We start from the raw sequence: 14,735 nt of genomic DNA on the forward strand, positions 1-14,735 counted from the left end.
GGAATTTGATTTAATGCTTAACTGTGGACTGAAATTGGGGGTCAATCCAAATTTTACAAGGGGAATGATGGAAAAAAATTTAGCCAGATTAGAAAACGGCTTTATTTTTTAAAAATCGAGAGATGCCTTTAAGCCAAGCATTAAGCAGAAACAAAAAGGCAATAATCGTAAATACTACACCAGCAACCGTACAACCGGTTACCCAAAGTGCGCTATCCCAATAAAAGAAAATCAGCGGAATAAACCAAAGTGCAGCAAATAACACCAAAATAGAATAGATCACAATATTTCGCATCACCCAAAGCGCTTGAGCTTCAAGCCATACTTCAACCTCATCCACTTGTGTGACTTTGCGCGCATACCAGTAAGCAAATATGCCACTAATCACAGTAAATAAAGCAAAAAACATGAAGACATAAGAAGTCGCAATGGAACGGCGAAGTCGGCTTAAGTTATCTTGCTTCATGTGCTTTTTAACCCCATTTACTACACGTTTAGTTTTTTAATATGCAGTAAATTGCTTTATAGAAATATATACAAATATTAGGTGCTACTATATTGAAATTTTCAATATTTCGCACCTGATTCTTGTCAAATAATTATGCACTTTGCTTATTTTTTTTCACTTTAAAGCATTGTGCATACAATGCAGGCAAGAAGAACAAGGTTAACAGGGTTGCAACGATCAATCCGCCCATAATGGCAACTGCCATCGGACCAAAGAAAATACTGCGAGATAGAGGAATCATCGCCAGTACCGCAGCCAATGCCGTCAACACAATCGGACGACAACGGCGCGTGGTTGCATCAACAATCGCAGACCATGGATCATGTCCCTCTTGAATATCCTGTTCAATCTGATCAATCAAAATTAAAGAATTTCGCATGATCATACCCGAAAGTGCAATCGTGCCCAACATCGCTACAAAACCAAAAGGTTTATTGAACAGTAACAGGAATAATACCACCCCGATCAAACCCAAAGGTGCGGTTAACAAGACAATGAACGCACGTGACATGCTCTTGAGCTGAATCATCAATAACGTCATCACTACCGCCAAGAAAAATGGCATACCGGCATTCACCGAGTTTTGTCCACGCGCCGACTCTTCCACGGTTCCCCCCACTTCAACCAAATAACCACTTGGCAGTTCAGCACGCAGTTGATCCATTTTTTCAGCCAGTTCACCGACCACGGTTGCCGGCTGTAATTTGCTGCGAATATCGGCACGTACGGTAATGGTCGGCAAACGGTTACGGTGCCAGATCAGACCATCTTCAAAGTTATATTCAATTTTTGCAATTTGCGCCAGCGGCACAGAACCGCCATTTGCAGTGGGTACCGCCAAACTGGATAACGCTTCAACATTAATCCGTTCAGCCTGATCACCACGCAGACGGATTTCAATCAACTCACGTTTTTCACGATATTGATTAATGGTGGCACCACTCACTGAACTGTTTAAGAAATTGGCTAAATCCAAGCTCGATACCCCCATTTGACGGGCACGGTCCTGGTCAATATTCAAATGAATGACTTTGCTTGGCTCGCCCCAGTCCAGATGGACATTGGTGCTATTCGGATTCTCTGCAATGACGGCCGAAACTTTATGTGCCCACTGACGAACCAGATGCAAGTCTTCACCAGAAACGCGGTACTGTAATGGATAACCGACGGGCGGACCATTTTCCAGTAATGAAACCCGAGTACGCACATCAGGCAACAATTTACGGATTTCCTGATCTAAAGATTTACGAATTTCATTGCGATCATCCAGAGAGGAGGCCAAGACCACAAACTGGGCAAAACTCGCCTGTGGAAGTTGCTGGTCTAGCGGTAAATAAAAGCGGGTTGAACCTGTGCCGACATAGGCTACATAGTTATCAATGCCTTGTTTGGTCGACAAGAATTTTTCGACTTTTTTCACCGCACTTTCAGTTGAAGTGAGCGATGCCCCTTCTTCCAGTTTTAAATCCACCAAAATTTCGGCACGATTTGAGGGTGGGAAGAACTGTTGCGGCACCAGTTTAAACATCAATACCGACAATACAAAAATACCCACCGTCGCTGCAATCACCGTTTTACGATAGGTCAGGCAAGTATTCACCCAAGTTCTAAACTTTTGATAAAACTTGGTTTGATACGGATCATGATGTTCACCGGCATGATGCTGGAGCGGTTGTGGTTCAGGTTGCTTGCGTAAATGTGCCCAAAGACGCTGATACCACCGCGCTTTTTGTGGCAAGTTTGCAAAATCCGGCAACAGTTTATCACCCAAATACGGTACAAAAAGCACCGCAGCAAACCAGGACACAATCAGGGCAATGGTCACCACCTGGAAAATGGAACGCGTGTATTCACCGGTACTGGATGCTGCTGTGGCAATCGGCAAGAAACCTGCTGCGGTAATTAAGGTTCCGGTCAGCATGGGAAAAGCAGTGGTCTTCCAGGTAAAGCCTGCAGCCTCAAGCCGGCTATAGCCCTGCTCCATTTTAATCGCCATCATCTCGACAGCGATAATGGCATCATCGACCAATAAACCGAGCGCTAGAATCAGTGCACCCAGTGAAATTTTATGCAGCCCGACATCGAATAAATTCATCCCGGCAAAGGTCATCGCCAGTACCAAGGGAATGGAAAATGCCACCACCAGTCCGGTACGGAAGCCGAGGGAGAAGAAGCTGACCAGTAAAACGATAATCACCGCCTCAGCCAATACTTTCATGAACTCATTGACACTGTGTTTCACTGCCACCGGTTGATCGGAAACCTTTTGCAGCTGCATGCCTAAAGGCAAAGACTTTTGTAACCGGGAAAATTCGGTTTCGAGGTTTTCACCCAAAGCCAGAATATCTCCGCCCTTACGCATTGAGACCGCAATGCCAATCCCGTTTTCACCCATAAAACGCATACGCGGTTGAGCCGGCTCACTAAAGCCACGATAGACCTCTGCGACATCGCCCAATTGAATGGTTTTGCCTGCCACCAGAAGTGGCATTTGTTTTAATTCTTCAACACTTTGTAGCTGACCACTGACCCGCATCTGAATACGGTCGGTGCCTGTTTCAAAGAAACCGGCACTGGCCACGGTATTTTGTTGTTGCAGGGCTTGTTGAATAGCGGTGACCGGAATACCGAGTTGAGTTGCTTTGGTATTGGAGAGTTCAATCCAGATTTTCTGGTCTTGCAAGCCGACCAGATTGACCTTGCCGACATCTTTCACCCGTTGCAATTGCAGTTGCAAGCGGTCGGCATATTCTTTCAATATGCCGTAGTCAAAATCTTTGCCGGTGAGCACATAAATATTGCCGAAGGTATCGCCAAATTCATCGTTAAAAAATGGACCTTGTACGCCACTGGGTAATTGCTGTTTGATATCCCCGACTTTTTTCCGGACCTGATACCACACATCTGGAATTTGATTGGAGCGCAACGAGTCTTTGGCAACAAAAGTCACCATCGATTCGCCCGGACGTGAAAAGGCCATGATGCGCTCATACTTGCCCGTGCTCATCAGTTCTTTTTCAATACGTTCGGTGACCTGTAAGGAAACTTCTTCAGCCGTTGCGCCGGGCCAATAGGTTTGAATCACCATCACTTTAAAGGTAAAAGGGGGATCTTCACTTTGCGCCAGTTTGGAATAGGAAACGATACCGACTATACCCAACAGCAGCATAAAATAAAGGATCAAGCCTTTATTTTTCAGTGCCCATTCCGACAGGTTATAACGCGATCCAGAATTCAGGTCTTGGCTCATGATGCAGTCCCTGCCTGAATTTTCACGGCACGGTTTTCACGGTCAATCGGCTGGATTTTTTGTTTTTCACGTAATAAATGCACCCCACCAATCACCACATAATCTTGCGGATTCAAGCCGGACAATACCGGTACGCTGTCACGACCATAAGCACCTAAGGTCACAAAGACTTTCTGAATGGTCTGGTCAGGTTTCACCACCCAAACATAGGCATGCTGATCATTGGCAGAAACACTGGATAAAGGTACGCTTAATACATTGTTTTGGGTGTTGTTAAAAAATACCCGCGCACTTTGCCCCAGTTGAATCGCATCATTGCCTTCACGTAATGCAACTTTGACGCTAAAGGTACGGGACTGATCTGCTGCGGGTGAAATTTCACGAACATAAGCTGCAAATTTATCTTCTGGTTTAGACCACAAGGTCACCCATGCGGTTTGACCCACTTTAATCTCGGAAATAGCCTGTTCAGGAACCCCGATCACCACTTCACGATCACCGGCAATCGCCATTTGATAGGCTGCTTGTCCTGCAGCGACTACCTGCCCCACTTCAATATTACGCGCAGTAATCACGCCATTTTTATTGGCGACCAACTGGTTATAACCGGTTTGGTTACGGCTGACGTCATAATTGGATTGCGCCTGTTTTAAGCCTGACATCGCCGCTTTATATTGGTTTTCCACCGCATCATATTGTGAACGGCTGACCGCATTCATTGGAAGTAACTGCTTAAAGCGTTGCAGTTCATCTTCGGCATTTTTTGCTGTAGATTGCGCACTTTCCAGTTGAGCATTGGCCGCATTTAGTTGTAGCTGTGCATCCTTGACATCCAGTTTGGCCAGTACCTGACCGACTTTGACCTGATCACCGACATCGACATAACGTTCAATGATTTGCCCCCCAACCCGGAATGCCAAAGCCGTTTGTTGGCGTGCCTGTACATCACCAGCATAACTTTTCTGCTCGTTATGCGTGCTATTCGGTTGAGTCACCATCACAAAGGGGACATGTTCTGTTTCGGTTGCATCCGTGCTGCATCCCCATAAGGTCACACTGCAAACGATGATCATACTGACAACTGCGGTCTTAATTATGCTCATGAAATTCGCTCTTATTTAAAAATGTTTTTTAGGGCAAAATAACGAGTATCTTAAATTGTCTATTTTTTAATTAATATACTTACTGGTACATTAATTAAAACTCATCGGTCAAAGCAATGACCTTTTTGATTTTTTTGGAAAAAATTGTGCAAATAAATGTAGGTCGCCCGAAGGACTTGGAAAAACGTCAGCAAATTTTAAATGCGGCAAAAAATCTATTTTTAAAATGTGGTTATCATGGTTCCAGTATGAATCAGATTGCGCAAGAAGCAGGCGTGACCAAACTGACGGTCTATAATCACTTTCAGGATAAAGCCAATTTATTTGTCTGTGCGATTGCAGTGACCTGCGAAGAGCTGATCAGCGCGCGTCCACTGAATTTGCAGGCCGACAGTGATTTTCAGCATGCATTCGTGCATGCCTGCGAGCTGGCGCTCAATATCACCAACTTGCCTGAAGCCATTAAACTGGAACGGTTATTGGTGGAACTGGCGGCTGCACAAAATCCATTGGCACAAAAGTTTTATGAGGCTTCGCACCTGCGCATGAATGCAGTGTGGGAAAACTTCTTTCAACAAGCGATTGATCTGGGTTTTATTCAAGCTGAAGAATTAAAAACGCTGACGATGCTGATCGTGTCTTTGTTGTTTGGTATGCGCCATCATGAAGTGCTGCTCGGCGTTCGGGAGGTTCCGACTGCTGAAGAAAAGCAGCAGATTATTCTGAACAGTATTGAATTATTTATGCTGAAATATCAAAAACGCATTTAAAACGATTATTTAAAAAATCAGCTTTCATTTTCCTAAAAGCTCAACTGGCAGATTAATTGCGAGTTTTAGCAGCAACAGATTACATACTTTTGTCTGCCCCTACTTGGAATGTCATCGAATCGGGGTATATTCAGAACAGAAGCCTAGGAGAATGAAAAAAATGATTCAACAAATTGATGCTCCACTGCGTGAGGACGTACGCTTACTTGGGAACTTACTGGGAGAGACCCTCAAGGAACATGCAGGTCAAGATTTGTTTAATCAGGTTGAGCAAATTCGTGCGCTATCTAAAGGTGCACGTGATGGTCAGGTTGAAGCAGAAAAACAACTCGAACAACTTTTTTTAAGTCTGGAAGATGAGGAAATTCTTCCTCTGACGCGTGCATTTACCCACTTTCTTAATTTTGCCAATATTGCCGAACAGTACAATGTAGTGCGTAATCGTCGTAAGAGTGAGTTTGATGAAAATGCACCTTCACCGAATCCGCTCGATCATCTGTTCCAAAAATTTAAAGACCATGAAATTTCATCAGATACCTTATTCAAGCAAATCTGTGAACTGAAAATTGAATTGGTGCTCACGGCACATCCGACAGAAGTCAGCCGTCGTACCCTGATTCAAAAATATGACGATATTAATGATTGCTTATTCAAGGCAGATCAACAAAAACTGACCCCGCGTGAACGCAAAGCAGTACTCGGAGAACTCAAACAACTAATCTGTTCTGCCTGGCAAACCGATGAAATCCGTCAGCATCGCCCCACTCCGATTGATGAAGCGAAATGGGGCTTTACCACCATTGAACAAACCTTGTGGAATGCAGTACCGAAGTTCGTTCGTGAACTGGATGAAATGGTCGAAGATCACTGTGGCCAGCGTTTACCCTTAAATGTTGCACCGGTTCGTTTTGCTTCGTGGATGGGCGGTGACCGAGATGGCAACCCGAATGTCACGCATAACATTACCCAGGAAGTCCTGTGGTTATCGCGCTGGAAAGCGGCGGATTTATACCTGCGCGATATTGAAGACCTGCGCTGGGAACTGTCGATTCAAAATGCAAGCGATGAACTGATGCAGGCACTTGGACATTCACATCCCGAACCGTACCGTGAATATCTGCGAGATACCCGTGAGCGTCTAAAAGCGACCCGTCACTGGCTGGCGCAAAAACTGCAAGGGCAAGATGCCGATGATCATCTGGTCATTAAAAGCAAAGATGAATTATTACAACCCTTGCTGCTTTGCTATCGCTCATTGATTGCCTGCAACTTGCCTGAAATTGCCAATGGTAAACTGCTCGATTTTATCCATCGCGTGAACTGCTTTGGCATTGAATTGCTAAAACTAGATATCCGTCAGGAATCAGGTCGCCATCGCCAAGCCATTTCCGCCATTACCGAATATTTAGGCTTGGGCAATTTTGAAACCTGGACCGAACAGGCACGTCAAAACTTCTTGTTGCAAGAATTACAAAGCAAGCGTCCATTGCTGCCGAAACATTTGAATGAACCTGAACAAAGCCTGATTGAACATCCGGATGTGCAAGAAGTTTTTGCCACCATGCGCACCTTAGCTGAACAACCGAGCGAAAGTTTAGGCGCGTATATTATTTCGATGGCTGAATATCCAAGTGATGTATTGGCAGTTTTGCTACTACAAAAAGAAGCCGGTATTAAACAGCCCTTACGTGTTGTTCCCTTGTTTGAAACGCTCAAAGACCTAGACGGCGCAGCCGACACTATGAACACTTTGTTCAATATGCATTGGTATAAACAGCATATTCAGGGCAAACATGAGGTGATGATTGGCTATTCGGATTCCGCCAAAGATGCCGGATTTATGTCGGCCAACTGGGCGCAATATCGGGCGCAGGAAGAACTGACTGCGGTTGCGCAAAAGCATGCGGTGCAACTAACCCTGTTCCATGGTCGCGGCGGTTCAATCAGCCGTGGTGGTGCACCAACCCAGCAAGCGCTATTTTCACAACCACCGGGTTCTATTTCGGGTGCCATTCGGGTCACCGAACAAGGCGAGATGATTCGCTTTAAGTTTGGCCTGGAAGGCATTGCGCTGCAAAATTTAGAGATTTATACCGCAGCAACGCTGGAAGCAACCTTGTTGCCACCACCGGTGCCGAAAGAGGAATGGCGTCAGTTGATGCACAGCATGACCGATTTGTCGGTACAGGTCTATCGTGAAACAGTGCGCGAAAATCCACATTTTGTGAAATATCTGCGTACCGTTACCCCAGAGCTTGAACTGCAAATGTTGCCTTTAGGTTCACGCCCTGCGAAACGTAAAGTCAGCGGTGGCATTGAATCCTTACGTGCGATTCCCTGGGTATTCGCTTGGACCCAAATTCGCTTGATGCTGCCTGCGTGGTTAGGTACAGGCGCCGCGATTAATCAGGTGATTGATCAGGGTCAAAAAGACCTGCTGGATGAAATGTTGCAGCAATGGCCTTATTTCCAGACCCTGATTGATATGCTGGAAATGGTGTTGTCTAAAGCCGACAGCCATGTGGCCTTATATTACGAATCGCATTTAACCGATGATGAAGATTTAAAAATATTGGGCGAACAATTGCGTCAACGTTTAAAAGATGCGGTACAAACTTTGTTGGCTTTAAAAGGTGAATCGCAACTGCTCAGCAGTAACGAGGTACTGGATCAATCCATGAAAGTACGTAAACCGTATTTACTACCGCTACATTTATTACAGGCCGAGTTGATGAAACGTCGTCGTCGCTATTTAGCGGAATGTCAGGCTGAACATACCCCGGTCGATCATGCTTTGATGGTCAGTATTGCCGGAATTGCCGCAGGTTTACGTAATACCGGTTAAGCATTTCATCTGCACAGCAAAGCACATCTTTAGGATGTGCTTTTTTATTGCTCAGCAATTAGCAGGAAATATCATATTGTTTATAAGTAAAATAAGTATTAGTTATGAATAATGGACTGGCTCTATTACTCTATTAATGCGCTGATTTAGCATTAATTTTCCAATAATAAAACTTTTACCATCTGGTAAAAAAATAAGAAAAGTCAGTATATTAATTTGAACAAAAATATTGTTAAAGAGATTAAATCTTCTAAAAAACAAGAGTATGATGTGCACAATTTATCTTTTGAGTGCTCATTTTATGTCCAGCTGGTTTCCCAAATGGCGTCCTTATTCAGGTCAAATCGATGCACGTCCAGTCGGTACCAATGAGTATCTCCCTCCCGCTCAAAGTGTGGTCTTAGGTGTGCAACATGCTTTCGCCATGTTTGGTGCAACGGTTCTTGCCCCTTTTTTGATGGGTTTTGATCCCAATCTGGCGATTTTAATGTCAGGGATTTGTACCATTCTGTTTTTCTTGATTACAGGGGGGCGTGTACCGAGTTATTTAGGTTCAAGTTTTGCCTTTATTGGAGTAGTGATTGCCGCAACGGGTTATGCCGCTTCAGGTACAGGTGCACCCAATGCCAATCTCGCTTTAGCCGCGGGCGGCATTATGGCCTGTGGTGTGTTATATGCCATTGTTGGTTTTATTGTGATGGCAACCGGCACCAACTGGATTGAAAAACTGATGCCTCCGGTAGTCACCGGTGCTGTAGTCATGATCATTGGTTTAAACCTTGCTCCGGTTACGGTAAAAGGTGTGGCGGGCAATAACTTTAACATGTGGATGTCGCTGGTAACCGTAATGTGTATGGGTTCAATTGCGGTATTCACCAAAGGCTTGTTGCAACGTCTGTTGTTACTGATCGGTTTATTGCTGGCTTACCTGACTTATTATATTGTTTCCAATGTCATGGGTTACGGCACAGCAATTAACTTCGCTCCGATTCAACAGGCAGCCTGGTTTGGTGTACCAACATTCCACTCTCCGGTCTTTGACTTCAATGCCATGCTGATCATTGCTCCAATTGCCTTGATTTTAGTGGCTGAAAACCTGGGTCATATTAAAGCAGTCGGCGCCATGACCGGTGAAAACCTGGATCCGCATATTGGTAAAGCCTTTGTGGCAGATGGCATTGCGACGACGTTATCGGGTGGTGTCGGCGCTCCAGGCATGACCACGTATGGTGAAAACATTGGTGTAATGGCGGTGACGCGTGTCTATTCAACCATCATCTTTGTATTTGCCGGTGTATTTGCAGTGTTCTTAGGTTTATCTCCTAAGTTTGGTGCGATTATTCATACTATTCCGACTGCAATTTTAACTGGTGCCTCTATTGTGGTATTCGGTTTAATCACCATTGCCGGTGCGAAAATCTGGATTGAAAACAAGGTCGATTTCTCTAAAAACAAAAACCTGATGGTGGCTGCGGTGACCATTATTTTAGGGACAGGTGACTTTGCGCTGCAATTCGGTAGCTTTAACCTAGGCGGTATTGGTACCGCTACATTTGCAGCACTGATCCTCAACTGGTTCTTTAGCTTGGGCGATAAATCATAAATATAAATACACATTTTTAGGCAGCCGCAAGGCTGCTTTTTTTATGTCGGATGCTCAGAAAATTTTAGTATGATGAAGTGAATTTCACTTAGATGACACCGCACATGCGTCTGGACTTTTTTGATACTGCAATGTTAAAAATATGCACTATAAATATGACAAAATGTTAAGAATTGATTAACAACTGATCATTTAATTGCATAATTACATAAAAATTCATCTAACAAATAACATATTTGTAAGTTGTCCTTAAATATCTGATTTATAAATTATCCCTTCCCCTCTTTTCGTTTTTATATCTTCAATTTTAGGGTGCTTACCCCCTCACATCTGCTTTGTTGAGTCACAAATCGGGTGGATTTTTGATCACAAACTGTTTAAAGTACGCACTTCCGATGAGGAGACGCTATGTAATAACATAGCATTTAAATAACTTTAAGGAAAAAATATTGGTATTTCAGTTCTGAAAAATGCTGTCTATTTTTTTCTAAAAGCAATTGAAGATAAGGTAGAGATTTAAGAATGATTTATGATGCACATCATAGCAATATGATTAATGCTGCAAACCAGAACACTGCAGTGATCTCCCAGAAATATCAAGATAATCAAGCAGGTTTAAGAGCCAAAAATCCACAGAAGAATACAGGTATCCCCTATCTTGATGTGCGTAAATTCACGCAAAAGTTACATAGTATGTCGTCAGCCACCAGTACTAAAAAATGTGCACGAAGCATTCGTATTGCACTACAGTCAGCAGGTGCCAAAATTGTGAACCATCCGGTGGCAGCTGCAGATTGGGGAAATACTCTCCAGACGATTGGCTATAAAAAAATTAATCCCTCTTTTAATAATCCTAAAGAAGGCGATATTTATATTATTCATAGAACCCAAAAGCATGTTTATGGTCATATTGCTGCCTATACAGGCCGCCAATGGGTTTCTGATTTCCGCCAAAACAGTCATGCAGTTTACAAGAATGATCAGGTGAACTATACCTATTACCGACTTGTGTAATAGATAGGCAGCACAGTTCGAGTAGACACCTTTTAAGGTGTCTTTTTTATAGCATGTTAGGCATTAAACTCCATTAAATTAGGGTCTAATCTCTTTCAATTCGCGTTGAATAAAACGCTGAATCATTTCTCTATATAAGTGTTCAACCAAATCCGGATCGCTTCCCAATTCAACCGCTTGTGCACGCACTTTGTTAATTACCTGCTCAACCCGTTCCGGTGACTGCACATCCTGCACAGTACGTTTAAAGCGTACCGATTGGTCAACATAAAATTGACGTGTTGCAATCATTTCAATCAGTGCAGTATCAATGGCATCAATCTTTTCACGGACTTGTTCTAAAGACTCACATTTTTCTTTCTTCATCTTTTCTATCATCATTTTCACTTTTATATTGGTCTTCTAAAACATTACTAAAAATACTTTCAATCATCCAGACCCGATACAAGCTATTAAACACATAACTTTGACCATCAATGCGAAGTTCAAGTACTGGAAAATCAGGCTGTGATTTCATTTCACAGAGTATGTCATTTTCTTTCAGTTTGGCAGTGATATCTTTACTAGTTAATTCATCGATCTCTAAATCACGCTGCATCTGATCGAAATGTGATTTAAACGACATGTCCTTGCCTTGGGTCCATACCGCCTGCAAAATGCGATACATCGCTTCAACACGCTGCTCTTCAGGCACACTATAAAATAGTTTCGCCATCTCAAAAGTGGCTTGCTGTGTGGGACGGCAAAACGGGGTAAAGGTCACTTCTGTGCGTTTTGAAAGACGCGTCGCCAGCCCCCAGTCAAATAGATCGCGTCCATGATAAGAAAGCGGATAGACATTCAGGTGAATATTATAAAAGTTGGCCAGTTCTTCTTTAATATAGGCCAACAACAACCAGGAGATTGGATCTTCAAGCGCAATATACAAATCCAGTTCAGGGTCTAGTGCCTGAATTTCATTCAGTTCTTCAGCATCACTAATTAAATGTTCACACCAGTCAATATGATTAATCAGAAAGATGGGATTTCCGGTCAGCAATTTTTGTTGTTTTAAACGGCGCATCAGGCGAAGTAAATCATCAACTGCATGGTATTTACGCTCGCCAAACTCAAAATAGCTGGCAAGAACTTCGTCATCGTTAAAAATACGTTCTGGAAACTCTTGAGCGCTATGATGGCGGCTGGCCATGGCATGCAATGTACGTAATTTTCCATACTGTTTTTGCCACAGCATGTGGAATACATCTTCGAGTAAATAGAGAAAATCTTGACCGCGTAATGGGGTATTGCGAAGGATGGTTTCTGCTTGTTTTATGGCATCAAGGGGCGGTTGTTCGGGGGTTTCATGGAAACTAAAGCGATGCTGTTTAGATAGGATTTTGGCATCGTTTAAGCAGTAATTTTGCCACTCAATTGCAGACATATTATTGGGGGGTTCTGCCGTTCGACTGGAAATAATGACTTTTAAAGGTTTGAGTTCATCACTCAAAATTTCTTCAAGCTCAGGTAACTGCTGTACAGCCAAATAACTGTACACATCATCCAGACGTAAATGGATACTTAAACCCTGTTCCGTAGATAACACCACTTTACGAATCGGCTTTTGGTAAAACCAACGCGATCGAAGTGGATCAAACCAACGGCGCAACAGTGACATGAGATAAGCCTCGAAAAAAAACCCTTGTAGTGCTACAAGGGTTTATAACAATTTGTTAGGGAATGATCAATTATACATCTAAATTTAAATCCGTAACTGCCCCTTTTTCAGCCCCGGTGGTCAATTTAGCAAACTTCGCCAAAGCACCGTAGGTGTAATTGGGTTTTGGTTTCACCCAAGCCGCTTGACGTGCTGCCATTTCTTCATCGGAAATATGCAAGGTCATTTCTCGGGTTTCAGCATTAATGGAAATTTTGTCGCCATTTTTGACCAAACCAATCGGGCCGCCTTCATAGGCTTCCGGGGTCACATGACCAATCACAAAACCATGGCTACCACCAGAGAAACGGCCATCTGTGAGTAGTGCGACTGATTTCCCTAAACCTTTACCAATAATGGCTGAGGTGGGTTTGAGCATTTCTGGCATACCCGGTCCACCTTTAGGACCTTCACCACGAATCACCACCACTTCACCTTCTTGTACTTCACCATCCAAGATCCCGCGCATGGCGCCAATTTCACCTTCAAACACGCGTGCTGGACCTTCGAAATACAGACCTTCTTTACCGGTGATTTTTGCCACAGCACCGGTTGGTGACAAGTTGCCTTTTAAGACTACTAAGTGAGAGTCTTTTTTGATCGGTGCATCAAATGGCAGGATGATTTGCTGACCTTCAGGATAATCTTCAACATCCGCCAGGTTTTCAGCCAAGGTTTTACCAGTCACGGTTAAGCAGGAACCATCGAGCATACCGGCATTGAGCATACGTTTCATTAAAGGCTGAATACCGCCAATCGCGATCAGTTCAGACATCAAGTATTTCCCTGATGGACGCACATCTGCTACCACTGGAATATCCTTACCGATACGCACGAAATCATCCAGTGACAGTTCCACCCCTGCAGTATGGGCCATGGCCAATAAATGCAGCACCCCATTAGTCGATCCACCAAGAGCAATCAGCACTTTAATGGAGTTTTCAAATGCCGCTTTAGTCATGATGTCACGAGGCTTGATGTCCAGACGCAGTAAGTTCATCACCGCTTCACCGGCACGCAGACAGTCAATTTTCTTCTCTTCTGAAACAGCTTCCTGTGCAGATGAACCGGGTAAGCTCATGCCAAGTGCTTCAATCGCGGACGCCATTGAGTTTGCGGTGTACATCCCGCCACAAGAGCCCGGACCAGGCAGTGCCACTTCTTCAATCTGTTTGACTTGAATTTCGTTGATCTCGCCTTTGGCATGCTGACCGACCGCTTCAAATACAGAGATCATGTCGGTATGACCCGCGCCCGGTTTAATCGTTCCACCGTAAATGAACAAACCCGGACGATTTAAGCGAGCCAGTCCCATGATGCAACCCGGCATGTTTTTGTCACAGCCACCAATCGCAATTACACCATCATATGCCTGACAGCCGACAACAGCTTCGATCGAATCGGCAATAATTTCACGAGAAACCAGTGAGTATTTCATGCCTTCAGTACCATTGGAGATACCGTCAGAAATAGTAATGGTGTTAAAGATAATCCCCTTGCCATTTGCAGCATTGACGCCTTTTTCCACTTCACGTGCCAGCCCATCAATATGCATATTACATGGCGTGACATTGGCCCAGGTTGAGGCAATACCAATAAATGGACGGGTAAAGTCTGCATCTTTAAAACCTGTGGCACGCATCATGGAACGTGCCGGTGCATTTTCAATACCTTCATACACCGGTGCTGAATGCTCGCGGATATTTTCTTTACTCATTATTTTATTCCTTGGCGATGACCGATTTTAAGCTTCAGTCTATAGCAATTTATTCTAAGATCATTGTATAGAAGGCAGGCAGCACATAAAAGTGAAACTCTGTGTTATCACATTATCCTATTTAATGCTTTTCAACTCCAACCAGATCACATGATGAAGCGACATGGATGTCGCTGTTTTCCTGTCTTGCACTACGTTTAAAAGCAGTGCTTTAAACTTGTTCAGGATG

At 43.8% G+C, this 14,735-nt stretch carries 10 protein-coding genes; 4 read left to right on the top strand and 6 right to left on the bottom strand.

The features are described 5' to 3' along the window. Nucleotides 1-88: 88 nt before the first annotated feature. The 3 genes from HLH18_RS04275 to HLH18_RS04285 form a co-directional block, all read right to left on the bottom strand. On the bottom strand, nucleotides 89-466 hold the full coding sequence (locus HLH18_RS04275; RefSeq protein ID WP_171528773.1) for a hypothetical protein: 378 nt from the start codon (nucleotides 464-466) through the stop codon (nucleotides 89-91). A 133-nt stretch (nucleotides 467-599) separates the two neighbouring features. Beyond that, nucleotides 600-3,758: an efflux RND transporter permease subunit gene (locus HLH18_RS04280; RefSeq protein WP_171545881.1), complete on the bottom strand. Its 3,159-nt coding sequence runs from the start codon at nucleotides 3,756-3,758 to the stop codon at nucleotides 600-602. Beyond that, nucleotides 3,755-4,861 carry an efflux RND transporter periplasmic adaptor subunit gene (locus tag HLH18_RS04285; RefSeq protein ID WP_171545882.1) on the bottom strand — a complete coding sequence of 369 codons (1,107 nt, stop codon included), beginning with the start codon at nucleotides 4,859-4,861 and terminating at the stop codon, nucleotides 3,755-3,757. The genes HLH18_RS04280 and HLH18_RS04285 overlap by 4 nt, the downstream gene beginning before the upstream one ends. A 146-nt stretch (nucleotides 4,862-5,007) precedes the next feature. Between HLH18_RS04285 and HLH18_RS04290 the strand changes: the two genes are divergently transcribed. From HLH18_RS04290 to HLH18_RS04305, 4 genes are all read left to right on the top strand, one after another. Continuing rightward, complete coding sequence (locus HLH18_RS04290) at nucleotides 5,008-5,631, top strand: TetR/AcrR family transcriptional regulator (RefSeq protein ID WP_171545883.1); 624 nt, start codon at nucleotides 5,008-5,010, stop codon at nucleotides 5,629-5,631. Nucleotides 5,632-5,791: 160 nt separating this feature from the next. Then, a complete protein-coding gene (ppc, locus tag HLH18_RS04295; RefSeq protein WP_171545884.1) occupies nucleotides 5,792-8,476 on the top strand; it encodes a phosphoenolpyruvate carboxylase in 2,685 nt (894 codons plus the stop codon). 301 nt (nucleotides 8,477-8,777) lie between these two features. Beyond that, complete coding sequence (locus HLH18_RS04300; RefSeq protein ID WP_171545885.1) at nucleotides 8,778-10,079, top strand: solute carrier family 23 protein; 1,302 nt, start codon at nucleotides 8,778-8,780, stop codon at nucleotides 10,077-10,079. Between the two features lie 522 nt (nucleotides 10,080-10,601). After that, on the top strand, nucleotides 10,602-11,093 hold the full coding sequence (locus HLH18_RS04305; RefSeq protein ID WP_171545886.1) for a peptidoglycan amidohydrolase family protein: 492 nt from the start codon (nucleotides 10,602-10,604) through the stop codon (nucleotides 11,091-11,093). 78 nt (nucleotides 11,094-11,171) lie between these two features. Here the strand turns inward: HLH18_RS04305 and HLH18_RS04310 are convergent, their stop codons facing one another. From HLH18_RS04310 to ilvD, 3 genes are all read right to left on the bottom strand, one after another. Beyond that, nucleotides 11,172-11,459 (bottom strand): chorismate mutase, encoded by a 288-nt coding sequence (locus HLH18_RS04310; protein WP_171545887.1) that lies wholly within the window; start codon nucleotides 11,457-11,459, stop codon nucleotides 11,172-11,174. Next, nucleotides 11,440-12,750, bottom strand: a complete 1,311-nt coding sequence (locus tag HLH18_RS04315) for a hypothetical protein (protein WP_171545888.1) — start codon at nucleotides 12,748-12,750, stop codon at nucleotides 11,440-11,442. Before HLH18_RS04315 ends, HLH18_RS04310 begins: the two co-directional genes overlap by 20 nt. A gap of 70 nt (nucleotides 12,751-12,820) precedes the next feature. Next, nucleotides 12,821-14,506, bottom strand: a complete 1,686-nt coding sequence (gene ilvD / locus HLH18_RS04320; RefSeq protein WP_131289198.1) for a dihydroxy-acid dehydratase — start codon at nucleotides 14,504-14,506, stop codon at nucleotides 12,821-12,823. Between the last annotated feature and the right edge of the window lie 229 nt (nucleotides 14,507-14,735).

Origin of the sequence: Acinetobacter sp. ANC 5414 (genome assembly GCF_013004295.1) — a bacterium.
Lineage (GTDB): Bacteria > Pseudomonadota > Gammaproteobacteria > Pseudomonadales > Moraxellaceae > Acinetobacter.